Genomic DNA, 26,548 nt, shown 5'->3' on the forward strand with positions numbered 1-26,548 from the left:
GTGTAGGCGGCCGCCGTCGGCGAGCGGCGGCGGGTCGACGCCGTCGCCGCGCGACGCAGACTCCGTCACCAGAACGGGGGAATGCCATCAGAACAGGGGATGCCACCACAACAGGCCGTCTCAGCGGGAAACGGCCTGTTCTGGTGGCATCCCCTGTTCTCGTGGCGCGCCGGCTCGCGTCAGACGCCGAGCCCGCGCAGCACGAGATCGCGAACACCGGCCGCGGGCATCGCCTCGACGTCGGGGAGCAGACCCGCGTCGCTCGTCACCACCATCGGCGCGTCCCGCCGCGAGGTGGGGAGACGGCCGTGGGTCCCTTGAACGCAGGTAGGGTCCAGCGGCACCGTGCTCATCGCATAGCGCAGACCCAGCTTCTTCTTCACCAGGTTCACTCCGGCCTTGGCCTTGGCCAGCCGGTCGGCGGGGTCGAAGAACAGCTCGGCGGGGTCGTACCCGGGCTTGCGGTGGATGTCGACGCCGCGTGCGTACTCGGGCGCGCGGTCATCGTCGAGCCAGAAGTAGTAGGTGAACCACGCTCCGGGCTCGGCCACCACCACGAGGTCGCCGGAGCGCTCGTGGTCGAGGCCGTACCGGGCCTGTGCCGCGCGGTCGAGAACTTCGTCGACGCCGTCGAGTCCCCCCAGAAGCGAACGGACGCGTGGGAGGTCCGCGGCATCCGGAACGTAGACGTGAGCCACCTGGTGGTCGGCCACCGCGAAGGCGCGCGAGGTCCACGGGTCGAGCTGCTCGCGCCCGTCCTGCACGTAGACCTCGAGCAGACCCTCGCGCCGGAGCGCCCGGTTGACGTCGACGGGACGCGTGGCCTGCTCGATGCCGTACTCCGACACCGCGATGACGGTGTATCCCCGGTCGGCGGCGTCATCGAGCAGCGGCCCGACGGTGTCGTCGAGCTCGCGGGCGGCGCGGTCGGCCTGCGCGCTGTTCGGCCCGAAACGCTGAAGGTCGTAGTCGAGGTGCGGCAGGTAGGCCATCGCGAGATCGGGCGCGGGCCCCCACCGTTCGGTGATCAAGCCGCGTGTCGCCTCGGCGAGCCAGGCGCTACTGCGGATGGTCGCGGTCGGCCCCCAGTACTGGAACAACGGGAACTCCCCCAGCGCGCCCACAAGCTGGTCGTGCAGGGCCGCGGGCCTCACGTACGCGTCGGGGCTCTTACGCCCGTCGGCGTGGTAGATCGGTCGCGGCGTGACGGTGACGTCGGTGGTCGCGCCCATCGCGAACCACCAGCCGAGGTTGGCGGTGCGCAGCTCCGGACGCGAGCGTCGAGCGGTCTCCCACACCTTCTCGCCGGCGACGAGCTTGTTGTGCTGGCGCCACAGCAGCGGGTCGCCGAGTCCGCGGAAGTACCAGCCGTTGCCGACGATGCCGTGATCGCGCGGCGCGAGGCCGGTGAGCATCGTCGACTGCACACTGCACGTGACGGCGGGCAGGATCGTGTCGAGTCCCGTCTGGCCGCCCGAGCGGCCGAGGGCGGTGAGCCGGGGCATCGCGGCGAGCGCGCGGGGGGTGAGCCCGACGATGTCGAGGAGAAGGACCTTGCTCATACGCGACTCCCGTCGTCGATTCCGGATGCCGCGGCGGCGAAGTCCTCGCGAGCCGATCGGGCGCCGGATGCCGTCGCTCCGACCGTGGCTCCCGCGCTCGGCGAGGGAGTGGCGGTCCCGGATGCCGCGACACCGGCCGGCGCGGCATCCCGATCCGCACAGGTCACCGCGTGCGGCAGGTGCTCCCGCACCCAGCGCAGCTCGGCGGCGATGCCGTCGACGAGCGTCGCGGGCTGCAGGGAGGCGGGCAGCACCGACCAGGTGTAGGTCTCGACGTCGAGGTGCGCCTCATCGCCGCCCGGCGCCTCCAGGACGGCGTCGACGGCGGCGAGGAGCACCTCGGTCGTGGCGCGCAGGGGCGCCTCCGGGCGGGCGTGCAGGGGGATGTGCACGTGCACGCGCCACGGCTGATCCGTCGGCCAGGGCTCCCGCGCATCGAGCACCTCGGGCAGGTCGTCGGCGGCGTGCGTGCCGCGAGCGGTGCGTACCTGGTGCACGTAGCGCTCCTCGGCGAAGGGATGAAGAGCCGCGATGCTGCAAGGGTCGGAGGGGTCGGGGACCTCTAGGGCGACCGAGGCCTGGACCTTGACGATCCGCACTCCCGCGGCCGTCGCCGCGGCGACCACTCCGGCGGGATCGGCGAACGACACGGCGAGGTGGCAGGTGTCGAGGCACAGTCCCAGGAGGCCGTCGGCGATGAGCGCGGGTCGCGCACCGAGCCACGCCACGACGTCGGCGACGTCGTCGAGGATGCAGCCCGGTTCGGGCTCGATACCCACCCGCACGGTGCGACCGGTCTCGCGCTCGATCGCGGCGAGACCCCCGATCAGACGGGTCAGCGCCCCTTCCGCGGCGTCGTCGGCCGCGGCATCCCACCCCTCCCGCCAGCCGAGCGGCAGCGTCGAGATGCTGCCCGCGGCACCGAGCGGCAGCAGCGCCGCCAGCGCGCGCGCGCAATCGAGGGTGTAGTCGAGGCGCTCGGGCGTGGTCCAGTCGGGGCGGTAGACCGCGAGCTTCACGACGTCGTCGTGGAACCCGCGGTACGGGAAGGCGTTGACCGTACGCAGCTCCAGGCCGTTGCGCTCGAGAGCTTCGGCCAGGATCGCCCGCGCCCCCTCGTCGTGGGCCAGGACGGATGCCACCCCCACCGGCATCCACAGTCCGACGCCGAGCCTGTCGAGGCCGGCCGCCCGGCGGACCGGACCCGCGTGCTCGTCGAGCTGGCGGACGATGCCGTCGAGGTCTTCGGCGGGATGGACGTTGGTGCAGTAGGAGAGGTGCATCAGGCTCCCTGTCGGGAGGCCATGCCGCGCAGCACCGAGTTGCCCTCGAACAGGTCGGGTCCCTGGCTCGCCGGGGCGAAGCCCTCGATCGGATCGGTGTTCACGCGGCCGCTCTGGGCGTAGAAGTCGCGCGGGTTGCGCCAGAGGATGCGATCGACGTCGTCGTCGCTGAAGCCGGCGTCGAGCATCGCGAGTCCCGTCTTCGCGGTCTTGAGCGGGTCGGAGCGTCCCCAGTCGGCGGCCGAGTTGACGATCACGCGGTCGAGCCCGATGCGCTGCATGATCGCGACCACGCGCTGCTCGTCCATCTTGGTGTCGGGGTAGATCGAGAAACCCATCCACGCGCCGCTGTCGGCGACGGTGTCAACGCAGGTCTCGTTGAGGTGGTCGACGAGCACGTGTTCCATCGGGATGCCGGACTCGGCGACCACGTCGAGCGTGCGCTGCGTGCCGACGGCCTTGTCGCGGTGCGGGGTGTGCACGAGAACGGGGAGGTCGAACTCGATCCCCAGCGCGAGATGCTGACGCAGGATCTCGTCCTCCTCGGGGGTCATCGAGTCGTAGCCGGTTTCGCCGACCGCGACGACGCCGTCCTTCGCCAGGTAGTGGGGCAGCTCCGACATCACCTCGCGGCAGCGCGGGTCGTTCGCCTCTTTGGGGTTCAGGGCGATGGTGCAGTGATGACGGATGCCGAACTGCGCGGCGCGGAACCTCTCCCACCCGATCAGCGTGTCGAAGTAGTCCAGGAACGACCCGACGCTCGTGCGCGGCTGCCCGAGCCAGAACGCCGGCTCGACCAGGGCGCGGACGCCGGCGTCGTACATCGCCTCGTAGTCGTCGGTGGTGCGCGCCGTCATGTGGATGTGGGGATCGAAGATGCGCATGTCAGGCCCTTTCACGAGCGAGCAGGAGAGTGAGGTCATCGGGCACGGTGCGGCCGGCGGCGCGGCGCTCCTCGGCGAAGCGCGCGGCCATCGCGGCGAGCTCGTCGTCGGCACGGGCGCCCAGGTCGGCCACGACGGAGAGGGGGATGCCGAGGAACACGCACTTCAGCACGCCGTGACGCCACGCGTGGTCGTCGAGGTGGGCCGCGGCGAAGGATCCGAGGGCGGCGGCGACGAGGCGGGTGTCGTTGGCGCGGAGAGCGTCGACGACCAGGTCGAGGCCCACCGCACGCCAGGCCGGGGTGGGATCGGGGATCGCGTCGAGCCCGCGCAGCACCCCGCGCCGCTCGGCGTCGTCGCCGCGTCGGTACAGGGCGGCGGCGACGGCGGGGTCGGCGCCGCTGCCGGCGAGGGCGGCGACGATCGCGGCGCGGGCGGCGTCGTCGGCGGTCGGCGCGAAGGGTTCCGCGGAGAGCGGTTCGCGGCCCACCTCGCGACCGGCCGAGGCGAACAGCCGCGCGGCGCGGGTGGCATCCGTGCGCACCTCCTCGACGGCGCGGACCGTCCAGGGGTACGAGTCACCGGCCGTTGGAGCGTGACCGGCGGAGGGCGAGGAAGCGGCGGAGGATGCCGCGGGCGCGGCGGGTCCTCCCCCGCTCCCCGGTCCTCCGCTCGCCGCACTCGGGGCGTGATGAGCGGAGGGGGAGGGAGGAGGGGAGGACTCGACCGGAGCGGTCGACCCTCCGCTGCTCCCCGACCCGCCCGTCGTCACCGAACGCGCGCCACGGGAGGACATTCCGGGAGCGGAGGATGCCACGACCCCGGCCGGTCCTCCCGTCACCGAATCCCCTCCCCCCGCCGACGCCGCAGCCGCAACGGCCGCGCCGGAGCGCTCCGCCGCGGCGGTCAGCGCCGCCATGCTCTCCTGCGCGAGAGCCGGGGCCGCGTGCGCGTGACGGGGCAGCTCGACGGCGACGACGCCGCGGTAGTCGATCTCACGGAGGGTGGCGAGGGCGGCATCCAGGTCGAGCACTCCCTCACCGAAGGGGAGGTGTTCGTGCGCGTGCGGGAGCATGTCGTCGGCCTGCACGTTGCGCAGTAGGGCGCCCGCGGCGCGCAGAGCCCCCACCACTCCGTCGGGTTCGACGACGACGCAGTGCCCGAGGTCGACGGTGACGCCGAGGATCGCAGGATGCCCGATGCGGGCGCGCACGGCGAGGGCGTCGGCGACGGTCTCGACCACCATGCCGGGTTCGGGCTCGAGGGCGAGGGGCACGCCCGCCTCCGCGGCGAAACCGCAAAGCTCGAGCAGGCGTTCGTCGAGCAGCACGCGCGCGGCGTCGATCGTGACGTCGTCGGGCAGCACACCGCTCCACAGCGACACGCACTCCGCGTCGAGGATCGCGGCGATCTCGACGGCACGACGGAGGAACACCATGCGCGGCTCGGCGTTGCGATCGACGAGGGTCGGACGATGCTTGCGCACGGGGTCGAGCAGGTAGCGGGTGCCGGTCTCGACGACGACCCGCATGCCCCGGCCGCGGAGGTCGGCGGCCTGCGCCTCGGCCTGGGCACGCCAGTCCGGGGCGAACGGGTCGAGGTGCGGGTGGCCGAGAGTGAGGGCCACGGCGGTATAGCCCTCGCCCTGCAGCACGTCGAGCGCCGCCGGCAGCGGGTGATCGGTGAAGCCGTTGGTGCCGTATCCCCAACTCCAGGGCACGGGGTTCATGTGATGTCTCCTCGGGAGCGGCGGCGCCCGAGCGCGAGGCCGATGACCTCGATGCCGAGCAGCGCGACGGTGGCGATCGTCGAACCGGCGCGAGCGGCCAGTGCGGCCTGCAACGGCACGACCGCGCGGATGCCCGCACGGGTGGCGGTCCGCGCGTGCGCCGCGTGGGGGTCGCGGGCGACGGCGAGGTGCCCCGGCAGCACGGCGGCGAGGTAGCGGGCGCCGCCGAGAGCGGCGGCCGCCCGGTCGCCCGGACCCGCGAGACCGGATGCCGCGACGGCGACGCTCGTGGCAACGGCGGCGCGGCCGGTGGTGCGCGTGGAGCCGTCGACCTCTCCGCGCGAGACGGCGGTCACAGCGACCGTGTGGGCGGCGACGGCACCGGCCGGAAGGAGCGCTCGGCGCCACCCCGGTCCCGCGGCGCCCATCATCACGTCGAGTCCGCGGCAGGCGGCCATCACGACCGGACCCGCCGCCGTGGGCTTGAAGACGAGGTCGTACGCCCACAGCGCGCCCGCGAGAGCGAGCGACACCGCGCCCGAGCGGCGCCCGGCGACGAACGCCGAGCCGACGCCCAAGAGCGTGAGACCCGCGCCGACGGCGAGTGCGCGCGACCGCGAGATGCGCCCCGACGGGATAGGGCGCTCCGGTCGTTCGACGGCGTCGAGATCGGCATCCGCCCAGTCGTTCAGGGCCATCCCGGCGCTGTACAGGCACACCGAGGACGCGGCGAGCGCACCGGCGCGCACCGCGCCGTCACCGCCCGGGCCGCGCGCGCTGAGCGCACCGACCAGGGCGTCGCCGAGCACGGTCAGCGACGCGGGGGCGCGGACGAGGTCGAGGTAGTCCGCGGCCCGTGTCACGGTGCGGCGACCCGCGCCGCAGCGACGGCGGCCGCGGTCTCGTGCACCCACGCGATGAACTGCGCCGTCTGCTCGCCGAAGCCGTGCACGTCACTGCCCCACGGGTCCTTGAAGAAGCAGCCGAGGGCGGGCACGACGCCGGCGTGGCCGGCACGGGTGGCCAGCGACAACGACCGGACGAGGTCGATCACCAGGGGCGCAGCGAGAGCAGAGTCGTACGCACTCCACGTGGTCTGCAGGGTGACGCGGCTGCCGAGGAATCCGGTCGCGCTCACGTGGTCCCACGCGGTCTTGACGTCGCCGAGGTCGGGCACGTTGTCGATGTGCAGGGGGGCCACGACGTCGTCGCCAACGAGGGCGTGCAGCCCGCGGTTCTTCGACACGAGCTTGGAGCGCACGGCCTCCGGGTCTGCCAGGGTGGCACCGTCGCCGCCGCCGAGGAGGTTGGTCCCGGCCCAGGAGTGCACGCGGAATCCGCGGGCGGTGAACATCGGCGCCAGGACCGTTCGCAGCAGCGTCTCGCCCGTCTTGCCGTCTTGACCGGCGTAGGCGATTCCCGCGCGCTCGGCGCGTGCGCGCAGCACGGGGAGGTTCAGGGATGCCGAGGGGGTGAACGCGGCGTAGGCGGCACCGGCCGCGATGGCGGCGAGGGCGGCGCGGGAGCTGGGCGGGAGCACCCGCACCCCCGGGGTGGTGAGGGCGGTCTGCAGGGCCTCGTCGTCGTCGAATCCGGGGTGGTACGGCGGGAGCGGTTCGGTCGAGGAGACGTCGATCACGACGACCTCCCGCAGACCGTGACGGTCGCGGAAGTCCATGATGTCGGCGGCGAGCAGGTCGATCTCCTCCTGCTGCGTGGCGGTGAGGGTGGGCACGACGCGAAGGTTCGCCTCGGTGGCGCGGAGCCGCTCGCGCACGGCGTCGACGAGCGCCGCGGGGAACATGCCGCCGGCCGCGAGGTGCTCGGCGCGCTCTTCGAGAGGGGTCGTGGAGATGTCATGTCCGCCGACGACGATGTCGGTTATCTCCGGGAATTCTGCGACGCGCACGGCGTCGGTCTCGGTGGTGAGGCCGACCGGCGAGGCGGCTCCGAGCGCGAGGGCGTGGATGCCGATGGTCGCCGTCGTGGCGAGCGATCCTCGTGCGCCGATGAACCAGGCGCCGACGCCGGCGGTGGGGGTGGTGTCCGAAGTGTTCACGCGGGATCCGTTCTTCGTTGAGGGACGTGACGATGCGGGCGCGCGCGATCGACCGGTCGGAGGACCGGGAGAGGGACACGCTCCAGGGGGATGGCGGGCGGTTCGGGTGTGCGAGGCGGGACTCGTCATCGAGGTGTCCCGGCCCTCCCGACAGTACCCAGGCTTTTGCGGGATAGCAACCAAAAGGTGTAGCCGCTAGGCGCAATAACTGCGCGACCACCGGGCGTGTCTGCGACAGCCGACGAGGAGGCGCCCTCTTGCGGACATGACCGCTTCCGGCTCTCCCCCGTTCGCCCTCACTCCCGCAGGCTGGAGACATCGGTCGGTTGCGTCACCGCGTCCGCCGATGCCGCCGATGGGGGGAGAGGGGCCGGGTGCCGGAGGGCTTTCGTCCCCTCTCAGGCGGCCCTGGCTGCGAGGCGCTCAGTCCACCGACGGCCGTGTGGCGCCGGCCGGCAGCCGCGCGTCGAGCCAGGCGAGCAGATCGGCACGGACGTCGGCCTGCCTCACCTCGGCGAAGATCTCGTGCCGGGCCCCGGGATAGACCCGCACCGTGACGTCGGTCAAACCGGACCGCTCGCGGTAGGCGTCGGCCAAGCGGTGCACGCTGCGGGGACCGCCGACGGTGTCATCGCGTCCCACCATCAGCAGCATCGGCACGTCTCGTCCGAGATCCCGTCGCGGACGGCCGAACAGCTTCGCCGCCTCCACCGGCCCGAACAGTCGGAGCAGCGGCACCGACGTGGTGAGCGGGTCGTCGACGAAGTCGCGTCCGACCTGCTCGTCGCTCGACAACCACTCCATCCCCGACCCGCGCAGGTGCTTCCACGGGCCGTTCAGGTCTCCGGCGTTCAGCGAGCCGGGCCAGCGCAGGGCGGTGCCGCTCAGCACGACGGCGTCGAAGGCCTGGGGATGCCGGTCGAGCAGCATCTGCGCCAGGAACGACCCCCACGAGTGCCCGATCAGCACGAGGGGGAGGGCGGGATGCGTGTCGCGGATGCGCTGCGTCAGCGTCCAGACGGCGTCACGCGCCGCATCCACCCCGCCGGGGCCGAGGCGACCGAGCTTGGTGTGATCGCCGCTCCACTGGCGGAGCCCTGTGCGTCCGTGGCCGCGATGATCGTCGGCGTACACGGTGTATCCGCCGGCGACGAGGGTCTCGATCAGGGCGGCGTATCGGCCCGCGTGCTCCCCCACGCCGTGCAGCAACTGCACCACCGCCCGAGGCTCGGACGCCTCGTAGACGTCGTAGACGATCGGGATGCCGTAGGCGTCGACGAACTCGGGCATGGGCCGAGTGTACGACGGCGACCCGCCCCCGGCGCCGGGCCCCCGCGGCACTGCGCTGCGCACTTCTGCGCTGGTCGACCCCACCCGGTCGCTCGCTCGACGATCGTGCGGATCGCGACCGGCTGCGCAAGACGACTGCACGCGCGCACCCACCTATCCGGCTCAGACACGCAGGCGTAGAGTCCAGTCATGGACGGCAACTCGAAACTCGACGACGAAGAGATTGCCCTCGAACACTGGGATGATGACGGCGGGAACGAGGCGATGGCGACGTCGCTGACGGTCGCGTCGCGGTCACAGTCACCGCATCAAATCGCGCATTTCCCGCCCCTTTGAGTCACGCATCACGCGGTGACCGGCTCCGCTCGTCCACCGGCGTGCGTAGCGGCGGGGTCGAGCACGTCCTGCGTCTCGGTGATTCCGCTGAGCCGCGCGGCGCCATCGGCTGAGCCCGCCGCGCCCCCGCCCCTCGCGCGCGTCGACGAGCAGCCTGGCATCCATTCCCTTAGCAGGACTAATGAGTTATGCTAACGATCAGGAATATGAATGACAGCGTCGACGAATCCCCCCTCACCGACAACATTCCTGACCACAGCGCCGCAGCTTCCGAGTTGCGCATGGCCACGTTCCGACTGGCTCGCCGCCTCCGGGCGCAACGAGCCGTCGACACCATGAGCGACGGGCAGTTCGCCGTCCTCGCCGCGCTGACGGTGCACGGCGCGCACACGCTCGGTCAACTGGCCGATCGTGAGCGCGTCACCGCGCCATCGATGAACCGCACCGTCTCTCTTCTCGAAGAAGCCGGCTACATCACCCGCACCCCGGATGCCGTCGACCGCCGTCGGGTGAGCATCGATCTCACCGCCTATGGCCGCACGATCGTCGACGAGACCGTCCGCCGGCGCGACGCCTTCCTCGAGGAGTCGCTCGCCGACCTGACCCCCGACGAACGGGAAACGCTGGCCCGCGCAGCCCTGATCATGAGGAAGGTGGCCGACAAGTGAGCACATCGATGTTCCGGTCGCTGTCGATCTTCAACTACCGCGTCTGGTTCATCGGAGCACTCGTCTCCAACGTCGGCGCCTGGATGCAGGCCACCGCCCAGAACTGGGTGGTCCTCACGCAGCTCACCGACAACGACGCCGCCGCGATGGGCGTCACGATGGCCCTGCAGTTCGCCCCGCCGCTTCTGCTGGTCGGCGTCACCGGATGGGTCGCCGACCGCTTCGACCGTCGCAAGCTCATCATGTGCACGCAGGGCGCCCTTCTCGCGCTCGCGGTGAGTCTCGGCATCCTGCTGCTCGTCGGAGCGATGACGCTCCCCCTCATGTACGGCTTCGCGCTGGCCCTCGGCGTGGCGACGGCGTTCGACAACCCCGCACGGCAGGCGTTCGTGTCCGACCTCGTATCGCAAGAGAATGCCTCCAACGCCGTGGCGCTGAACGCCGCGTCGTTCAACACCGCCCGACTCATCGGCCCGGCCGTCGCCGGAGTGATGATCGTGCTCGTCGGCACCGGGTGGGTGTTCCTCGTCAACGCCGTGACGTTCCTCGCGATGCTCGGCGCGCTGCTGATGATGCGGCCGCACGAGCTCGTCGCCCGCGCCCGGCGGAACGGTCCCGCTCGCCTCGCCGACGGCTTCCGCTACGTCGCGCGGCGCCCCGACCTCGTCGTCATCTTCGTCATGGTGTTCCTGCTGGGCGCCTTCGGCATGAACTTCCCGATCTTCGCCTCGACCATGGCCCTCGAATTCGGTCGGGGGGCCGACGGCTTCGGCCTGCTCAGTTCGTTCGTCGCGATCGGCTCCCTCGCGGGAGCACTGCTCGCCGCCCGCCGCGAACGGGCGCGGATGCGCGTGGTGGTCATCGGCACCGGCGGCTTCGCCGTGGCATCCGCCCTGTCGGTGCTCGCCCCCAGCTACGCGACGTATGCCGCCACTCTCGTGCTCACCGGCTTCTGCGTCGTGACGACGCTCACCACCGCCAACGGGTACGTGCAGACCACCACCGACCCGTCGTTGCGCGGCCGGGTGATCGCGCTCTACATGGCGATCCTGCTCGGCGGCACCCCGGTCGGCGCTCCGATCGTGGGTGCCGTGGCCACGGAGTTCGGAGCACGCACGGCGATCGGGCTGGCCGCCGCCGTCGCGCTCCTCGCGTGCGGGGTCGGCGTCGCGTGGACGCTGGCGTCGGGACGCGTGCACCGCCACGAGACCAAGCGGTTCCGTCTCACCGTCGATGAGACGCGCCCCATCCGGACGATCCCGCCCGAGCCCGAGGATTTCAGCGACGAGATCGCCGGCACGACCCCGATCCCACTGCCGCCCGGCGAGCGCGCTCCGCGCCCCGTGCACCGCCCCCGCCACGGGACCTGATCGACTCCTGGCTGTCCGCCGCGTGCCTGCCGCCGGAGGGGCTCCCTTTCCGAGGTGTGGAGCGCATTCCGCTGGTCGGGGCGAGAATTGCACACCCCGAAGCGCCGATCACGCCCCAAAGCGCCGATCACACCCGAACCCACGTGATCGCGCCCCGAACCGCGTGCGAGATCAGAGTGCGCAAGCGGTCGCGCTAGCCCTCGCGCTCGAGCAACTAGCTAGATAAGCTAGCTACATGAACGAGAACAAGGCTTCGCGCCGCTGGGCGGGACTCGTCTTCATCAGCATCGCCGTCTCGCTGATCATCGTCGACTCGACGATCGTCAACGTGGCCGTGCCCTCGATCGTCGAAGAGCTGAAGATCTCCTCGACCGAGGTGCAGTGGGTCCAGGAGGCCTACACCCTCGTCTTCGCGTCGTTCCTGCTCGTGTTCGGCAGCCTCGCCGACCGCTTCGGTCGACGACGCCTCCTGCTGCTGGGCGTCGCCATCTTCGCGGCCGCCTCGATCGCCGCCTCGCTCGCGCCGACGGGTGGGCTGCTCATCCTGTCGCGACTCGTGCAGGGCGTCGGCGGAGCGATGATCCTGCCCACGACGCTGTCGATCATCAACGCCACCTTCCGCGGCCGCGAGCGCGGCATCGCCTTCGCCGTGTGGGGCTCGACGATCGGCGGAATGGCGGCCGTCGGGCCCCTGCTCGGGGGCTGGCTGACCACGGCCTTCTCGTGGCGATGGGCGTTCGGCATCAACATCCCCCTCGGCGTGATCATCGTGATCGGGGTCGTCCTGACCGTCGCCGAGTCGCGTAGTGAACGCGCCGAACGCATCGACGGCGTCGGCGCCCTGCTCTCGGTGCTGACGATGGCGCCCCTCGTGTTCGGCCTGATCGAAGGCCGCACGTACGGGTGGTGGACGGTCGACACGGTCCCCACCCTGGGTGGCTGGAGCTGGCCGCTGGGCCTCTCCCCCGTGCCCCTTGCCTTCGCGGTCGCTCTGCTCGCCCTCGTGGCCTTCATCGCCTGGGGCCTGCGGCGCCAACGCCTCGGCCGCTCCACGCTCCTCGCCTTCGATCTGTTCCGCATCACGTCATTCCGCAACGGCAACATCGCCGCCGCCGTCGTGTCGCTGGGCGAGTTCGGCATCATCCTGGCCCTCCCGCTGTGGCTGCAGTTCGTGGTCGGTTTCGATGCCCTGCAGACAGGCCTGCTGTTGCTGTCGCTCGCGATCGGCTCGTTCGTGGCCAGCGGCATCGCGGGGGCGCTGAGCGGAAAGGTCGCGCCGGTATGGATCGTGCGCGGCGGCCTGTTGGCCGAGATCATCGGCGTGGGCGGCGTCGCCTTCACCATCAGGCCGGATGCCACGTGGGGACCACTCATCCCCTTCCTCTTCGTATACGGCGTCGGCGTGGGTCTGGCGACAGCTCAACTCACGGGCGTCGTGCTGGCCGACGTGCCGCCGTCCGCGAGCGGCCAGGCGTCGGGCACCCAGTCGACGTCGCGCCAGTTGGGCGCGGCCCTCGGCGTCGCGATCCTCGGTACCGTGCTCTTCTCGACGACCGCGGGGGTGTTGGCATCCACTCTCGACGGTCGCGGCATCCCCGCGGCCGAGCGCGATCAGGTCGTCTCGCAGGTCGTCGACAGCGCCGGAGCCGTGATCGCCGGCCTCGCCGCGTCGCCCGAGACGCAGGACCTGGCGATCAACGCCCGCGCGGCCTTCAGCGACGGCACGCGCGCTGCGGCCTTCACCGCGGCGGCCTTCCTCACCCTCGGGCTCGCCTCGACGCTGACCCTCGGCGCGGGCGCCTCGCGGCGCGAGACCGAAGAGGCACGAGCCGGCGAGGCGGTCTGAGTGCCGCGCGCACCCTCCGCGATGCGCACAACCTCAGCTCGAAACGCCCGAAACGGGCCGAGATTACGCGAATCGCTGAGGTTATGACCCCCGGCGGGTGTCAGACGCGCGCGGCGGCCGACTCACCCACCGGCACCAGCCGCGTCAGCTGAGTGACGTGCCGCGGCTCGAGCTCTGCCAGCGACGACACGCCCAGCAGCGTCATCGTGCGTTCTATCTCGCTGCGCAGAATCGCGATCGTGCGATCGACGCCCTGACGCCCGCCGGCCATCAGGCCGTACAGGTACGCCCGGCCGATGAGCGTGAACTTCGCGCCCAGGGCGATGGATGCCACGATGTCGGCGCCGTTCATGATGCCCGTGTCGACCATGACCGTGGCGTCCTTGCCGACCTCGCGCACGACCTTCGGCAGGAGGTGGAAAGGGATCGGCGCGCGATCGAGCTGGCGGCCGCCGTGGTTGGACAGGACAATGCCATCGACGCCGAGGTCGACCAGACGCGCCGCGTCGGCGACGTTCTGCACGCCCTTCACGACGATCTTGCCCGGCCACATGCCGCGGATGACGTCGAGGTCGTCGTAGCTGATGGTGGGGTCCATGGCCGCGTTCAGCAGCTCACCGACGGTGCCGCCGGTGGTGCTGAGCGAGGCGAACTCGAGCTTGGGGGTGGTGAGGAAGTCGATCCACCACCACGGGCGCGGGATGGCGTTGACGATCGTGCCGACGGTCAGCTGCGGCGGGATCGAGAAGCCGTTGCGCTTGTCGCGCAGGCGGGCTCCGGCGATGGGGGTGTCGACGGTGAACTGCAGCGTGTCGAACCCGGCGCGCGCGGCGCGCTCGACGAGCCCGTACGAGATGTCACGGTCGTTCATGACGTACAGCTGGAACCAGTTGCGCCCCCGGGGGTTGGCGGCCTTCACGCCCTCGATCGAGGTCGTTCCCAGCGTCGACAGGGTGAAGGGGATGCCCGCGGACGCCGCCGCGGACGCCCCGGCCGTCTCGCCCTCGGTCTGCATCAGGCGCGTGAATCCGGTTGGTGCGATCCCGAACGGCAGGGCCGACGGTCCGCCGAGGATCTCGCAGGAGGTGTCGACGTCGGCCGCCGGGCGCAGGATGTCGGGATGGAATTCGACATCCTCGAAGGCGCGGCGGGCACGGTCGAGCGACAGCTCTCCCTCGGCCGCACCGTCGGTGTAGTCGAACGCCGCCTTGGGGGTGCGGCGCTTGGCGATCGTGCGCAGGTCGGCGATGGTCAAGGCGGCATCGAGACGGCGCTTGCGCGCGTCGAGCTCGGGCTTCTTGAACTGCATGAGCTCGAGGAGCTCGCCGACTTTGGGGAGCTGACGCTGAACCATGGAGATGCTCTCTTTCGTGTGGTCTGACCACATAGTACGCGTCACCGAGCGGGGCGGGAAGGGTCTTCAGGAATGCGGCTCGAACCGCCGAGGGGGGAAGGCGATGGCCACACGCGCACGCAGGTCTTCGAGCGACGCGTCGGCCCCGAAGGCGCCGAGGGCCCGCGCCTGCACGAGCACATTGCCCGCAGCGGTCGCTTCGACGGGGCCGGCGAGCACGGGCACCCCGGACCGGTCGGCGGTGGCCTGGCACAGCAGCACGTTCAACGCACCCCCACCGACCAGGTGGATGACGTCCACCTCGCGTCCCGCGAGATCGCCGGCGGTGCGTACCGCTCGCGCGAACGCGTCGGCGATGCTCTCGACGATGTTCCGCGCGAACGCCGCGCGACCGGCGACCTCGGGTTGCGGCGTCCCGAGCAGGTCGGCGATGCGCGCCGGCATGTCGCCGGGGGCGGCGAGCGAGGCGTCATCGGCGTCGAAGACCCGCCTGGGCGACGGCTCGGCGGAGGCGGCCCGGAGCAGCGCGGGCAGGTCGACGTCCGCACCGTCACGATCCGACCACGCGCGCACCGTCTCGCTCAGCAGCCAGAGTCCGGTGACGTTGTGCAGGAACCGCACGCGCCCGTCGACGCCGCCCTCGTTCGTGAAGTTGGCCGCGCGGGCGGCATCCGTTGTGATCGGCGCGCGGAGCTCCAGCCCCACCAGACCCCACGTCCCGCACGAGATGTACGCGGCGTTCGGGGTCGACATCGGCACCGCGACGACCGCGGAGGCGGTGTCGTGCGAACCCACGGCGATCACGGGGACGCCGGCGAACTCGGCCGAGGTGACGCCGATCGCCTGCCCGGGCTCGATCAGCGGCGGCAGCACGCGGGAGGGGATGCCGAGCGCCTCGGCGAGCGCCTGATCCCACTCCCCCGTACGCACGTCGAGCAGACCCGTCGTCGAGGCGTTCGTTCGCTCGGCGACGCGGCGGCCGGTGAGCCGCTCGGCGAGCAGGTCGGGGATGAGCAGGCTCGTCTGCGTCTCGGCCAGCTGCGCGTCGACCGCGTACTGGTACACCGTGTTGAACGGGAGGAACTGCAGGCCGTTGCGGTGGTACAGCTCCTCGAACGGCACCACCGCGTGCACGGCATCCACCCCGCGCGCGGTGCGCTCGTCGCGGTAATGGAACGGCTCGGCGAGCAGATCGCCGTCTTCGCCGAGGAGGCCGTAGTCGACGGCCCACGCGTCGATGCCGACGCTCTCGATCGACGGCTCCCGGCGGAGCGCCTCGGCCAGGCCCGCGCGCACATGGACCCAGAGCTGGTCGATGTCCCAGTGCCACCCGTCTTCGCGCTTGACCGGGCCGTTGGGGAACCGGACGACCTGTTCGAGCTCGAGCACCCCGTCGCCGACGCGGCCGATCATCACGCGCCCGCTCGTGGCGCCGAGGTCGACGGCGGCGACGGCCCGGACGGCGCCGGGCTCCGTCCTGTCGGGGACGGGCGCGCTCATCGCAGGAACGCCGCGGCGACGCCCGAGTCGACGGGGATGTGCAAGCCCGTCGTGCGCGAGAGCTCGGGACCGGTGAGCACGTACACCGCGTCGGCGACGTTCTCGGGCACGACCTCGCGCTTCAGGATCGTGCGGTCGGCGTAGAACTGCCCGAGGTCCTTCTCGTCGACGCCGTAGGTGGCGGCGCGGTTCGCGCCCCAGCCCGCGGCGAAGATCCCCGAGCCGCGCACGACGCCGTCGGGGTTGATGCCGTTGACCCGCACGCCGTACTCGCCGAGCTCGACCGCCAGAAGCCGCACCTGGTGCGCCTGGTCGGCCTTGGTGGCGGAGTAGGCGATGTTGTTGGGGCCCGCGAACACGGAGTTCTTCGACGAGATGTAGATGACGTCTCCCCCCATCTTCTGCGCGATCAGCGCCTTCGCCGCGGCCTTCGAGACGAGGAACGAGCCCTTGGCCATCACGTCGTGCTGCAGGTCCCAGTCCTTCTCGGTGGTCTCCAGCAGCGGCTTCGACAGCGAGAGGCCGGCGTTGTTGACCACGAGGTCGATGCCGCCGAAGGCGAGCACGGTCGCATCGATCGCGGCCTGCACGCCCGCGGCTTCCGCGACGTTCGCGGCCACACCGATCGCGACGTCGGTCGAGCCGAGCTCGGCGGCCACAGCCTGCGCCTTCTCGAGGTCGAGGTCGGCCACGACGACGCACGCCCCCTCGGCGGCGAGACGGGTGGCGATGGCCTTGCCGATGCCGGAGGCGGCACCGGTCACGAACGCGATGCGACCCTGGTGGGTCTGGGGTTTCGGCATCCGCTGGAGCTTGGCCTCTTCGAGCGCCCAGTACTCGATGCGGAACTTCTCGGCATCCGAGATCGGGGCGTAGGTCGAGAGGGACTCGGCGCCGCGCATGACGTTGATGGCGTTGACGTAGAACTCCCCCGCCACCCGCGCGGTCTGCTTGTTCGCACCGTACGAGAACATGCCGACGCCCGGCACGAGCACGATGAGCGGGTCGGCGCCGCGGATGGCGGGACTGTCGGCGTCGGCGTGCGCGTCGTAATACGCCTGGTAGTCGGCACGATAGGCAGCGTGCCGCTCGTGCAGGCGCGCGATCGACTCCTCCACAGAGGCGTCGGCGGGCAGATCGAGCAGCAGCGGCTTCACCTTGGTGCGCAGGAAGTGATCGGGGCAGCTCGTACCGAGCTCGGCCAGGACGGGGGCCTTCACGGATGCCAGGTATTCGAGCACCACGTCGGAGTCGGTGAACTGACCGACCATCGGCTTGTCGGTCGAGGCGAGACCACGGATCGTCGGGGCGAGGGCCGCGGCCTTCACCCGACGCTCGTCGGCGGGCAGCGCCTGGAACCCGTCGCGCACGCCCCCGAACGGCTCGGCCGCACCGTGCTCGTCGATGTACCCCTGGGCCGTATCGATGATCCACCGGCTGTTGCGCTCGGCCTCCTCCGACGTGTCCCCCCACGCCGTGATCCCGTGACCGCCGAGGATCGTGCCGATCGCCTGCGGGTTCGCCGCCTTGATCGCCGCGATGTCCAAGCCCAGCTGGAACCCGGGTCGCCGCCACGGCACCCACACGACCTTGTCACCGAAGATGTGGGCCGTCAGCGCCTCGCCGTCGGCCGCGGTCGCGATCGCGATGCCCGCGTCCGGGTGCAGGTGATCGACGTGCGCGGCATCCACGAGTCCGTGCATCGCGGTGTCGATCGACGGAGCGGCGCCCCCCTTTCCGTGCAGGCAGTAGTCGAAGGCGGCGACCATCTCGTCCTCCCGGTCGATGCCCGGATAGACGTCGACGAGCGCGCGCATGCGGTCGAGCCGCAGCACTGCGAGCCCCTTCTCGGTCAGCGTGCCGAGGTCGCCGCCGGACCCCTTGACCCACAGCAGCTCGACCGGCTCACCGGTGACGGGGTCGATGTCGGTGCCCTTGGCGGAGGTGTTGCCGCCGGCGTAGTTGGTGACCTTGGGGTCGGAGCCGAGGCGGTTGCTGCGCGCGACGAGGGCTGCGGCGGTGTCGTTCGTCATGATGTCTCCTTTTCGAGGAACGCGCTCAGGCGCCCCAGCCGGCCTGGGTGCCGCCGACGCGCTCGTCGGCGATGCGGGGCAGGTATCCGGATGCCGCGAACGCGGCCATCGGGTCGGCGGGAAGTCCGCGGGAGGCGCGCCACTCGGCGAGGGCCGGGCGCACGTCGGTGTAGAACGCGTCCATGAGCACGGCGTTGGCCCCCAGCACGTCGTTGGCCCGCTGCGCCGCATCGAGCGCGTCACGGTCGACGAGCAGGGCGCGAGCCGTCATCTCCTGCACGTTGAGCACCGAGCGGATCTGCCCGGGGATCTTGTCCTCGATGTTGTGGCACTGGTCGAGCATGAAGGCCACGTCGGGGTTGTTCAGGCCCCCGCCGCGCACGACCTCGGTGAGGATGCGGAACAGCTGGAACGGGTCGGCCGAGCCCACGATGAGGTCGTCGTCGGCGTAGAAGCGGGAGTTGAAGTCGAACGAGCCGAGCTTCCCGAGGCGCAGCAACTGCATGACGATGAACTCGATGTTCGTGCCGGGCGCGTGGTGACCGGTGTCGAGGCACACCATCGCCTTGTCGCCGAGGGCGGCCACCTGGGCGTACGAGGTCCCCCAGTCCGGAACGTCGGTGTGGTAGAACGACGGCTCGAAGAACTTGTACTCCAGCACCAGACGCTGGTCGTCCCCGAGGCGCCCGTAGATCTGCCGCAGTGAGTCCTGAAGGCGATCCTGTCGGCCGCGCATGTCGTTCTGTCCGGGGTAGTTCGACCCCTCGGCGAGCCAGATCTTCAGGTCGCGGGAGCCCGTGGCATCCATCACGTCGATGCACGCGAGGTGGTGGTCGATGGCCTTGCGGCGGATGCGCTCATCGTGGTGCGTGAGAGCGCCGAACTTGTAGTCCTCGTCTTGGAAGGTGTTCGAGTTCACCGTGCCGAGGCTGACGCCGAGGTCTTCGGCGTGGCGGCGCAGGGCGCCGTAGTCGTCGACGAGGTCCCACGGGATGTGCAGCGCGACGCTCGGTGCCAGAGCGGTCAGACGGTTCACCTCGGCGGCGTCCGCGATCTTCTCGAACGGGTCGCGCGGAGTGCCGGCGGTGGGGAACACGCGGAAGCGCGTGCCGGAGTTGCCGAAGGCCCACGAGGGCAGCTCGATGGCCTGCCCCTCCAGGGTCGCGAGGATCTCGGGGCGGAGAGTGGTCATGAGCGGGCGCCTTCGGTCGGGACGGATGCCGCTGCACCGGCCTCCGAAACGGGGGATGCCGCGGATGCGGCACCGGAGCGGGGGGATGCCGACGACCCCGCGTTCGCGAGCTGGTCGGCGAGGTGGAAGATCTCGGTGAGGGCGGTGGCGGCCTGGTCGGGTCGCCCCCCGAGGTCGAGGAAGAAGGGCGCCATCTCGGCCTCCCAGGCGGCCGCGATGGGCGAGGCGGCGAGGTAGGCCTGCGCGGCTGCGTCGTCGTCGGTCTCGTAGTAACCGACCAGACGACCCCCCTCTCCCAGGAACAGCGAGTAGTTGCGGCGACCGGCGGCGGCGATCTCGGCGAGCATGTCGGCGCCGACGGGCGTGTGCCGGGCGACGTACTCGTCGATCAGCTCGGGCCGGATGCGCAGCTCGAAGCAGACGCGCGTGGTCGGTGCGGTCATCGCGGGGGTTCTCTTCCTCGAGAATGAATCGTTTCACAGCAGGGTAGCACCGGGCGACGACGGGTGCGATATCGTCGGCAGATCATGGCGGTCAAGATCAAGGACGTCGCGGCGCACGCGGAAGTCTCGGTGGGGACCGTCTCGAACGTCCTGAACGGTCGAGAGACCGTCTCACCGGCCGCCGTCGAACGAGTACGCGCCGCCATCGACGCCCTCGGGTACGTGCGCAACGACGCCGCGCGTCAGCTGCGAGCCGGTCGGAGTCGGTCGATCGCCCTCATCGTGCTCGACGTGGGCAATCCCTTCTTCGCCGCGGTGGCGCGCGGTGCCGAGGCCCGCGCCGCAGAAGACGGCTACGTCGTGCTGCTCGGCTCCAGCGGGGCCGACGGCGATCGGGAACGCCTCTACCTCGATCAGTTCCGCGAGCAGCGGGTCGCCGGGGTGCTGCTCACCCCCGCCGATGCGAGCGGCGACGTGATCGAGCGGCTGGCGTCAGCCGGCATCCCGGTCGTCCTCGTCGACGAGCAGACGCCGGGCGACGACGTCTGCGCCGTGTCGGTCGATGACGTCGAGGGCGGTCATCTCGCCGTGGCTCACCTGCTGGCGCAGGGACGCCGGCGCATCGTGTTCGTCGCCGGCCCGTTGACCACGCGACAGGTCGCCGACCGTCTCGCCGGCGCGCGCCGGGCGGTCGCCGAGGTCGAAGGGGCCGAACTCCAGATCGTCGAGACGGATGCCATGACCGTGCTGGCCGGCCGTGCCGCCGGCGAGCGCCTGCGCGGGCGGGACGACCGACCCGACGCGGTCTTCGCGGCGAACGACCTGCTCGCCGTGGGCGTGCTGCAGGCGTTGACGATGCTCGGCGACATCCGCGTACCCGAGGACATCGCGCTCGTCGGCTACGACGACATCGACTTCGCCGCCGCCACCGTCGTGCCGCTCACCTCGGTGCGCCAGCCCGCCGAGGCGCTCGGCTCGACCGCCGTCGACCTGCTGCTGCGCCAGCTCGACGGCGCGCTCGACCCGTCGGAGCGCCAGGTGCGGTTCCGGCCGGAGCTCGTGGTGCGCGCATCCAGCGGCTGACCCGCCGGCATCACGCGGCCGGGTGTGCGTGATCGCGCTCGAGCCCGCCCGACACCCCCGCACCGGGGCGTCAGTGCGCCGCCACGCGCTCCGCGCCCTCGACCTGCGTCGGCGTCCGCACGAATGCCGCGAGCACGATGACCGCGAGAGACAGGCAGGCCGCGACGAAGAACGCGGAGTGGATGCCGCTGGCCGTGGCATCCACCACCGACGCGCCCTGGTCGGCGACGGCCGCCGCCGATCCGACCGTCATCAGGGTGATGAACACCGCGGTCCCCGCCGCACCTGCCAGCTGCTGCACCGTGGAGACGATCGCCGAGCCGTGCGGGTAGAGCTCGCGCGGGAGCGAACCGAGCGCCGAGGTCATCAACGGGGTGAACATGAACGCCAGACCGAGGCTCAGGACGCAGTGCACCGCGATGACGAAGCCGATGGGCGTCGCGACCGAAAGCGTCGAGAAGCCCCAGAGCGCGATGCTGGCGACGATCGCGCCGGGCAGCACGAGCGGTCGTGCGCCGAAGCGATCGAAGAGGTTGCCGACGATCGGGGCCATGAGCCCCATGAGCAGGCCGCCGGGCAGCAGCATCAAGCCGGTGGGCAGCGTTCCGAGGCCGAGGACGTTCTGCAGGTAGAGCGGCAGCAGGATGAGCACGCCGAACAGCGTCGTCATCGCCACCACGACGAGGATCACCGCGATGGTGAAGGCCGAGTGGCGGAAGACCGCGAGGTTCAGCAGCACGCGGTCGGTGGAGCCCAGACGCAGCTGACGCACGACGAACGCGGCGAGAGCGACCGCCCCCACGACCAGCGGGATCCACACGGGGACGATCTCGTGACCGCCGGCGGCCTCGCCGATGCTCGACAGGCCGAAGATGATGCCGCCGAAGGCGAGGGCCGAGAGCACCACCGAGGTGACGTCGAGGGTGACCCGACGCGTGTCGGTGAGGTTCTGCACCCACCGCGCACCGAGGGCGATCGCGATCAGCGCGATCGGCACCATGACGATGAACATCGCGCGCCACGGGAACACCGACAGGATCAGGCCCGACACCGTGGGACCGACCGCGGGGGCGACCGAGATCACGATGGAGATGAGCCCCATCATGCGGCCGCGGCGGTTCGCGGGCACGACGTTGAGCACCGTCGTGAACAGCAGCGGGATCATGATCGCGGTGCCCGAGGCCTGCACGATGCGACCGAGCAGCAGCACGCCGAACCCGGGGGCGATCGCGGCGATCACGGTTCCGAGGGTGAACAGCCCCATCGCGGTGAAGAAGAGCGTCCGCAACGGGAAACGCTGGATGAGGAAACCGGTCGCGGGGATGACGACGGCCATCGTCAGCAGGAAGGCCGTGGTGAGCCATTGCGCGGTGGCGGCGGTGATGTCGAGCTCGCGCATGAGCTCGGGCAGCGCCACGCCCATGATCGTCTCGTTGAGGATGACCACGAATGCGGCGACGACGAGCAGCGCGATGACGGCGCCCGGGCGCACGGCGGTCTTCCCGGGCGGGGCGGCGGTGGGGACGGTTCCGGTGGCGACCATGGACGACCAATCTGAACGGGTGGTGAGCAGTGAGTGACATTGTGGCAGTGACTGCCAATAAGACATGGACTACTGTAGCCGATATGGAGACCGCAGCGGCACCCGTCGGAGAGGCGCTCCGCGACCGTCGGCGGCGCGAGACGACGCTGGAGATCTGCGAGGCCGCCCTCGACCTGTTCGAGGAGAAGGGCGTCGCGCGCACCACCGTCGACGAGATCGCCGCTCGCGCGGGCGTCTCGGCCCGCACCTTCTTCCGCTTGGCGGGCACGAAAGAGGATGCCGTCTTCATCGACGACGGACGCTTCGCCACCGCGTTCGCCGAGATCGGCACCGACGGCGACGACATCGCCGCCCTCACTCAGGCACTGCGTGAAGTCTTCGCCCGCGAACTCGACCGCCTGCACGCCGACGCACACGCGCGCACGCGATTTCTTCGCGTCCGGCGCTTGATCGGTCACGAACCGACGCTGCTCGGCGCCGCCATCCGCCGCGAGACGACCTCGTCCGACCTGTTCGTCCCCGAGATCGCCGCCCGCATCGGCGTCAGCGAGCTCGATGTGCGCGCGGCGATCGGTCTCGCGGCCCTCGAGATGCGCACCGCCCTCGACGAGTGGGCGCGCCGCGCCGACCGCGGCGAGGAGGCGAACCTCCCCGCCCTCCACCGCGAGATCCAGACGCTGCTGGGGGCGGCGGCGGCCGACTGAGCTCGGCTCAGGTCTCGCGCGTGATCGTCACCTTCACCTTGAGGTTGCTGCGGCCGGGACCCGCGTAGACGCCCCGGAGCGGCGGCACGTCGTTGTAGTCGCGCCCGCGGCCCACGAGCACATGGCGGTCGCCGATCTCGATGTTGTTCGTGGGGTCGAAGCCCTGCCAGTCGCCGGCGAACCACTCCACCCACGCGTGCGACTCCCCCGTCACGGCCTCGCCGACCGCGGCGGAGGGCTTCGGGTGCAGGTAGCCCGAGACGTAGCGGGCCGGGATACCGACCTCGCGGAGCGCCCCGATCGCGATGTGCGCGATGTCCTGGCAGACGCCCTTGCGGGCCTCCCACGCGTCGATGGCCGTCGACGTGACGGCCGTGACGCCTTGCATGTAGTCGATGGCGTCGCCGACGGCTTCGGCGATGGCGTGGGCCGCGGGACCCGGACGCTCGTGTTGCGCGGCGATGGACCGCGCCAACGCGGCGACCTCGGGATGCGGGGTCGTGCGACGTGTCTGCGTGAGTTGCTCGACGGTCGAGATGGATCGATCGGCCTCGGCGGCGAGCTGCTCCCAGGTGATGTCGGCGTGCTCGATCGGACGCGGACGCACCTCGATGAGCGAGCGCGCCGTGATCGTGAGCGCCGAGTGCGGCGACAGCACGTCGAAGGCCGCGACCCGCGTGCCGAAATAGTCGACGTACTGGTTGACCGAGGTCGACGGCTCGATGTCGAGCGACGAGCTCAGGACGAACTGGCTGTCGGTCGAGTGCGGCAGCATCCGGGCCTCGTTGTAGGACGCCGAGACGTCGCCCGGGTAGATGAACCCGGTCTGGTGCTCGATGCGAAGACGTTTCACGAGATCTCCCCGATCCAGCTCGGCTCTGCCTGCGTCGGGAAGAACCGCGAGCGGATCGCCTCCGACGCCTCTCGCGTGACCGTCTGCACGCGCTGCATGTGTTCGGGCAACTCCGACAGGATCTCGCTGATGGGCCGGTACTCGAGGTCGTTGCGGATCTGCCCGAGGGCGCGCAGCACGGTGTTGGAGTGGCCGACGCGATCGGCGCGGGGATCGATCGCGCTCATGCAGTCCTCCGCGCGCTGGATGGAGAAGATGATCGAGCGCGGGAACAGGCGGTCGAGCAGCAGGAACTCCGCGGCGTTGCGGGCGCTCGGCATCCCCCGGTACGTGCGCAGGTACGCCTCATAGGCGCCGCACGAACGCAGGATCGTGGTCCACGACGGACCCGACACCTCGGTCAGCGACCGCGTGGCCAGCAACCGCGCCGTCATGTCGGTGCGCTCGATGCTGCGGCCGAGGGTGAAGAACTGCCACGCCTCGTCGCGGTTGGTGGACGAGTCGACGATGCCGATGGCCAGGGCGGCACGCTCGCGCGTCCACTGGAAGAACTCGTGCACCTTCTCGGTCTGCAACCGTCGCGGCATCCGGGAATTCGTGGTGTTGAGGGTCTCCCAGAGCTCGGTGGAGACGATCTCGCGTGCGCGACGGGCGTTCTCGCGCGCCGCGGTGAGCGAGTACGCGATGCTCGACGGGTTCATCCGGTCGACGGCGAGACGGGCGAGCACGTCGTCGCGGCGCACGGTGTCGATGTTCTCCGGCCAGGGCGAGCCCATCACGCTCAGCAGCGAACGGCACGCGGTGTCCTCGTCGATCCAGGGATCCTCCAGCAGGAGTTGCAGGTGCACGTCGAGGATGCGCGCCGTGCCGTCGCTGCGCTCGATGTAGCGCCCGATCCAGAACAGCGATTCTGCGATGCGGCTCAGCATGGTGCGGCCTCCGCTCCTGTGTCGGCCGCGGCAGAGGACCCCGCGCCCGTCGAAGAGTCGGGGGCCCGGTGCTCCCGCGCCTGCTGCTGCTGCTCAGCCTGCGGGCCGTGCTGCACGCCCGCCTCCGCCTGTTGCTGCTGCTCCTGCTGGTCTCGACCCGGGCGGTGATCGCGCGGCGAGGTGGCGGGTGCGGGCTGACCGTCGTAGATGATCGGGATGGACTCGGTGACCGCCGCCTGGTCGGCGACCAGACCCGAGACGCCACTGCCCTGGCCGTACTCGACGTGCGAGGGGGCCGAACCACCCACGACCCAGGTGTCCTTCGACCCGCCGCCCTGGCTCGAGTTGACCACGAGCTGGCCCTCGGGGAGCGCCACGCGGGTGAGGCCCCCGGGCAGCACCCAGATGTCGTCGCCGTCGTTGACGGCGAACGGACGCAGGTCGGCGTGACGCGGCCGCATCCCGTCTTCCACCAGCGTCGGGATGGTCGAGAGCATCACGACCGGCTGGGCGATCCAGCCGCGCGGATCGGCCTTCAGCCGCTTGCGCAGCGCGTCGAGCTCGGCGGGCGAGGCATCGGGGCCCACGACGAGCCCCTTGCCACCGGAGCCGTCGACGGGCTTCACGACCAGTTCCGGCAGGCGATCGAGCACCTCCTCGAGCGCGCCCGGGTCTTCGAGGCGCCAGGTGTCGACGTTCTTCAGGATCGGCTCCTCGGCGAGGTAGTAGCGGATCAGCTCGGGCACGTAGGTGTAGAGCAGCTTGTCGTCGGCCACGCCGTTGCCGACGGCGTTGGCGATCGTGACGTTGCCGAGGCGCGCGGCCAGCATGAGACCGGGAGCGCCGAGCATCGAGTCGGCGCGGAACTGCAGCGGGTCGAGGAAGTCGTCGTCGACGCGGCGGTAGATGACGTCGACGCGCTGCGGGCCGCGGGTGGTGCGCATGAACACCTTGCCGCCGATGCTCAGCAGGTCACGGCCCTCGACGAGCTCGACGCCCATGAGGCGCGCGAGCAGCGTGTGCTCGAAGTAGGCCGAGTTGTAGACACCCGGGGTGAGCACGACGATGTTCGGATCGTCGATACCGGGCGGGGCCGAGGCGCGCAGCGCCGCGAGCAGCTTGTTCGGGTAGTCGCCCACGGGACGCACGCGCATCGACACGAACAGCTCGGGCAGCGTCTGCGCCATCACCCGGCGGTTGGAGATCACGTACGAGACGCCGGAGGGCACACGCACGTTGTCTTCGAGCACGCGCATCTCGCCGTGCTCGTCGCGGATGAGGTCGATGCCCGACACCTGGATGCGCACGCCGTTGGCGCTGCGGATGCCGGCGGCCTGACGGTAGAAGTACTGCGACGACGAGATCAGACCGGCGGGCAGGATGCCGTCGCGCACGCAGTGCTGATTGCCGTACGCGTCGTCGAGGAAAGCCTCGAGCGCCCGGACGCGCTGCTTCACGCCGGCCTCGATGCGCGACCACTCGTCGTAGGCGATGACCCGGGGCACGGCATCCAGGGGGAACGGTCGCTCCTCGCCCGCGAAGTCGAACGTCACGCCCTGCGCCAGGTACGAGCTCGCCAGAGACTCGGTGCGGCCGCGCAGCTCCTCCTGGGTCATCTGCGCCAGCGCTTGGTACAGCTCCCGGTACGCCTCACGAGAAGGTGCGGCGTCGCCGGCCGTGGCCGGGGCACCGAACATCTCGTCGTACGCCGGGATGCCGGATGCGGTCTTGCGCGGCGCCAGCGTGGAGCCGTAACCGTCGAAGAGGTCACCCATGCGAAGACTCTACTCAGCACCGTGTTGCCGACACGTTTCCCGGACCACGATGTTGGGGGTGTCGGGGGTGTGGATAGAGTGACGCCAACGTCCGCCGCCACGATCAAGGGTG

22 protein-coding genes are annotated in these 26,548 nt (G+C 71.0%); 6 read left to right on the forward strand and 16 right to left on the reverse strand.

From position 1 onward, the window contains the following. Positions 1-179: 179 nt before the first annotated feature. The 7 genes from ACXKZF_RS14260 to ACXKZF_RS14290 all read right to left on the reverse strand — a co-directional run bounded on the left by ACXKZF_RS14260 (position 180) and on the right by ACXKZF_RS14290 (position 8,807). Positions 180-1,562, reverse strand: coding sequence for an alkaline phosphatase family protein (locus tag ACXKZF_RS14260; protein ID WP_488984626.1), 1,383 nt, complete (start codon positions 1,560-1,562; stop codon positions 180-182). Beyond that, positions 1,559-2,845, reverse strand: coding sequence for a metabolite traffic protein EboE (eboE, locus tag ACXKZF_RS14265; protein WP_488984627.1), 1,287 nt, complete (start codon positions 2,843-2,845; stop codon positions 1,559-1,561). Before eboE ends, ACXKZF_RS14260 begins: the two co-directional genes overlap by 4 nt. Beyond that, a complete protein-coding gene (locus tag ACXKZF_RS14270; RefSeq protein WP_488984628.1) occupies positions 2,845-3,729 on the reverse strand; it encodes a TatD family hydrolase in 885 nt (294 codons plus the stop codon). Before ACXKZF_RS14270 ends, eboE begins: the two co-directional genes overlap by 1 nt. A gap of 1 nt (position 3,730) precedes the next feature. Beyond that, complete coding sequence (locus ACXKZF_RS14275; protein ID WP_488984629.1) at positions 3,731-5,458, reverse strand: EboA domain-containing protein; 1,728 nt, start codon at positions 5,456-5,458, stop codon at positions 3,731-3,733. Continuing rightward, positions 5,455-6,321: an SCO3242 family prenyltransferase gene (locus ACXKZF_RS14280; protein ID WP_488984630.1), complete on the reverse strand. Its 867-nt coding sequence runs from the start codon at positions 6,319-6,321 to the stop codon at positions 5,455-5,457. Before ACXKZF_RS14280 ends, ACXKZF_RS14275 begins: the two co-directional genes overlap by 4 nt. Further along, positions 6,318-7,517 carry an inositol-3-phosphate synthase gene (locus ACXKZF_RS14285; RefSeq protein WP_488984631.1) on the reverse strand — a complete coding sequence of 400 codons (1,200 nt, stop codon included), beginning with the start codon at positions 7,515-7,517 and terminating at the stop codon, positions 6,318-6,320. Before ACXKZF_RS14285 ends, ACXKZF_RS14280 begins: the two co-directional genes overlap by 4 nt. A gap of 423 nt (positions 7,518-7,940) precedes the next feature. After that, positions 7,941-8,807: an alpha/beta fold hydrolase gene (locus ACXKZF_RS14290; protein WP_243224393.1), complete on the reverse strand. Its 867-nt coding sequence runs from the start codon at positions 8,805-8,807 to the stop codon at positions 7,941-7,943. 189 nt (positions 8,808-8,996) lie between these two features. Here ACXKZF_RS14290 and ACXKZF_RS14295 point away from each other — a divergent pair, with 189 nt between their 5' ends. The 4 genes from ACXKZF_RS14295 to ACXKZF_RS14310 all read left to right on the forward strand — a co-directional run bounded on the left by ACXKZF_RS14295 (position 8,997) and on the right by ACXKZF_RS14310 (position 13,027). Next, positions 8,997-9,143 (forward strand): hypothetical protein, encoded by a 147-nt coding sequence (locus ACXKZF_RS14295; protein WP_488984632.1) that lies wholly within the window; start codon positions 8,997-8,999, stop codon positions 9,141-9,143. 206 nt (positions 9,144-9,349) lie between these two features. Further along, positions 9,350-9,811, forward strand: a complete 462-nt coding sequence (locus ACXKZF_RS14300) for a MarR family winged helix-turn-helix transcriptional regulator (RefSeq protein ID WP_055951529.1) — start codon at positions 9,350-9,352, stop codon at positions 9,809-9,811. An 8-nt stretch (positions 9,812-9,819) separates the two neighbouring features. After that, on the forward strand, positions 9,820-11,181 hold the full coding sequence (locus tag ACXKZF_RS14305; protein WP_488986006.1) for an MFS transporter: 1,362 nt from the start codon (positions 9,820-9,822) through the stop codon (positions 11,179-11,181). A gap of 235 nt (positions 11,182-11,416) precedes the next feature. Beyond that, positions 11,417-13,027 (forward strand): DHA2 family efflux MFS transporter permease subunit, encoded by a 1,611-nt coding sequence (locus tag ACXKZF_RS14310; RefSeq protein ID WP_488984633.1) that lies wholly within the window; start codon positions 11,417-11,419, stop codon positions 13,025-13,027. 100 nt (positions 13,028-13,127) lie between these two features. Here the strand turns inward: ACXKZF_RS14310 and ACXKZF_RS14315 are convergent, their stop codons facing one another. The 5 genes from ACXKZF_RS14315 to ACXKZF_RS14335 form a co-directional block, all read right to left on the reverse strand. Next, entirely contained in the window at positions 13,128-14,381 is a 1,254-nt protein-coding gene (locus ACXKZF_RS14315; RefSeq protein WP_055951534.1) for an alpha-hydroxy acid oxidase, read from the reverse strand. A gap of 66 nt (positions 14,382-14,447) precedes the next feature. Beyond that, a complete protein-coding gene (locus tag ACXKZF_RS14320) occupies positions 14,448-15,881 on the reverse strand; it encodes a rhamnulokinase (protein WP_488984634.1) in 1,434 nt (477 codons plus the stop codon). Beyond that, the gene (locus tag ACXKZF_RS14325; protein WP_488984635.1) at positions 15,878-17,914 is read right to left on the reverse strand and encodes a bifunctional aldolase/short-chain dehydrogenase; all 2,037 of its coding nucleotides are present in this window, start codon (positions 17,912-17,914) and stop codon (positions 15,878-15,880) included. Before ACXKZF_RS14325 ends, ACXKZF_RS14320 begins: the two co-directional genes overlap by 4 nt. A gap of 25 nt (positions 17,915-17,939) precedes the next feature. Next, on the reverse strand, positions 17,940-19,106 hold the full coding sequence (gene rhaI / locus ACXKZF_RS14330; RefSeq protein ID WP_488984636.1) for an L-rhamnose isomerase: 1,167 nt from the start codon (positions 19,104-19,106) through the stop codon (positions 17,940-17,942). After that, entirely contained in the window at positions 19,103-19,549 is a 447-nt protein-coding gene (locus tag ACXKZF_RS14335; RefSeq protein ID WP_488984637.1) for an L-rhamnose mutarotase, read from the reverse strand. The genes rhaI and ACXKZF_RS14335 overlap by 4 nt, the downstream gene beginning before the upstream one ends. Before the next feature lie 84 nt (positions 19,550-19,633). On the opposite strand from ACXKZF_RS14335, the gene ACXKZF_RS14340 reads away from it, so the two are divergent. Next, a complete protein-coding gene (locus ACXKZF_RS14340; RefSeq protein ID WP_488984638.1) occupies positions 19,634-20,632 on the forward strand; it encodes a LacI family DNA-binding transcriptional regulator in 999 nt (332 codons plus the stop codon). A 70-nt stretch (positions 20,633-20,702) separates the two neighbouring features. Here ACXKZF_RS14340 and ACXKZF_RS14345 read toward each other — a convergent pair whose 3' ends face one another. Continuing rightward, entirely contained in the window at positions 20,703-22,175 is a 1,473-nt protein-coding gene (locus ACXKZF_RS14345) for an MDR family MFS transporter (protein ID WP_055951548.1), read from the reverse strand. Between the two features lie 83 nt (positions 22,176-22,258). Here ACXKZF_RS14345 and ACXKZF_RS14350 point away from each other — a divergent pair, with 83 nt between their 5' ends. Next, a complete protein-coding gene (locus ACXKZF_RS14350; RefSeq protein WP_488984639.1) occupies positions 22,259-22,879 on the forward strand; it encodes a TetR/AcrR family transcriptional regulator in 621 nt (206 codons plus the stop codon). 7 nt (positions 22,880-22,886) lie between these two features. Here ACXKZF_RS14350 and ACXKZF_RS14355 read toward each other — a convergent pair whose 3' ends face one another. Genes ACXKZF_RS14355 through ACXKZF_RS14365 form a run of 3 tightly spaced genes read right to left on the reverse strand, consistent with a single transcriptional unit; the run spans position 22,887 to position 26,436 of the window. Then, positions 22,887-23,732 (reverse strand): transglutaminase family protein, encoded by an 846-nt coding sequence (locus ACXKZF_RS14355; RefSeq protein ID WP_055951554.1) that lies wholly within the window; start codon positions 23,730-23,732, stop codon positions 22,887-22,889. Then, the gene (locus tag ACXKZF_RS14360) at positions 23,729-24,661 is read right to left on the reverse strand and encodes an alpha-E domain-containing protein (RefSeq protein ID WP_055951557.1); all 933 of its coding nucleotides are present in this window, start codon (positions 24,659-24,661) and stop codon (positions 23,729-23,731) included. The genes ACXKZF_RS14355 and ACXKZF_RS14360 overlap by 4 nt, the downstream gene beginning before the upstream one ends. Then, the gene (locus ACXKZF_RS14365; protein ID WP_055951560.1) at positions 24,655-26,436 is read right to left on the reverse strand and encodes a circularly permuted type 2 ATP-grasp protein; all 1,782 of its coding nucleotides are present in this window, start codon (positions 26,434-26,436) and stop codon (positions 24,655-24,657) included. Before ACXKZF_RS14365 ends, ACXKZF_RS14360 begins: the two co-directional genes overlap by 7 nt. Positions 26,437-26,548 lie beyond the last annotated feature (112 nt).

This window comes from Microbacterium sp. ABR10, from assembly GCF_057812175.1.

Coding starts and splice junctions, on each gene's coding strand:
- ACXKZF_RS14260 (WP_488984626.1), bottom strand. CDS start 1,562: ATGAGCAAGGTCCTTCTCCTCGACATCGTCGGGCTCACCCCCCGCGCG.
- eboE (WP_488984627.1), bottom strand. CDS start 2,845: ATGCACCTCTCCTACTGCACCAACGTCCATCCCGCCGAAGACCTCGAC.
- ACXKZF_RS14270 (WP_488984628.1), bottom strand. CDS start 3,729: ATGCGCATCTTCGATCCCCACATCCACATGACGGCGCGCACCACCGAC.
- ACXKZF_RS14275 (WP_488984629.1), bottom strand. CDS start 5,458: ATGAACCCCGTGCCCTGGAGTTGGGGATACGGCACCAACGGCTTCACC.
- ACXKZF_RS14290 (WP_243224393.1), bottom strand. CDS start 8,807: ATGCCCGAGTTCGTCGACGCCTACGGCATCCCGATCGTCTACGACGTC.
- ACXKZF_RS14295 (WP_488984632.1), top strand. CDS start 8,997: ATGGACGGCAACTCGAAACTCGACGACGAAGAGATTGCCCTCGAACAC.
- ACXKZF_RS14300 (WP_055951529.1), top strand. CDS start 9,350: ATGAATGACAGCGTCGACGAATCCCCCCTCACCGACAACATTCCTGAC.
- ACXKZF_RS14305 (WP_488986006.1), top strand. CDS start 9,820: ATGTTCCGGTCGCTGTCGATCTTCAACTACCGCGTCTGGTTCATCGGA.
- ACXKZF_RS14310 (WP_488984633.1), top strand. CDS start 11,417: ATGAACGAGAACAAGGCTTCGCGCCGCTGGGCGGGACTCGTCTTCATC.
- ACXKZF_RS14315 (WP_055951534.1), bottom strand. CDS start 14,381: ATGGTTCAGCGTCAGCTCCCCAAAGTCGGCGAGCTCCTCGAGCTCATG.
- ACXKZF_RS14320 (WP_488984634.1), bottom strand. CDS start 15,881: ATGAGCGCGCCCGTCCCCGACAGGACGGAGCCCGGCGCCGTCCGGGCC.
- ACXKZF_RS14325 (WP_488984635.1), bottom strand. CDS start 17,914: ATGACGAACGACACCGCCGCAGCCCTCGTCGCGCGCAGCAACCGCCTC.
- rhaI (WP_488984636.1), bottom strand. CDS start 19,106: ATGACCACTCTCCGCCCCGAGATCCTCGCGACCCTGGAGGGGCAGGCC.
- ACXKZF_RS14335 (WP_488984637.1), bottom strand. CDS start 19,549: ATGACCGCACCGACCACGCGCGTCTGCTTCGAGCTGCGCATCCGGCCC.
- ACXKZF_RS14340 (WP_488984638.1), top strand. CDS start 19,634: ATGGCGGTCAAGATCAAGGACGTCGCGGCGCACGCGGAAGTCTCGGTG.
- ACXKZF_RS14345 (WP_055951548.1), bottom strand. CDS start 22,175: ATGGTCGCCACCGGAACCGTCCCCACCGCCGCCCCGCCCGGGAAGACC.
- ACXKZF_RS14350 (WP_488984639.1), top strand. CDS start 22,259: ATGGAGACCGCAGCGGCACCCGTCGGAGAGGCGCTCCGCGACCGTCGG.
- ACXKZF_RS14360 (WP_055951557.1), bottom strand. CDS start 24,661: ATGCTGAGCCGCATCGCAGAATCGCTGTTCTGGATCGGGCGCTACATC.
- ACXKZF_RS14365 (WP_055951560.1), bottom strand. CDS start 26,436: ATGGGTGACCTCTTCGACGGTTACGGCTCCACGCTGGCGCCGCGCAAG.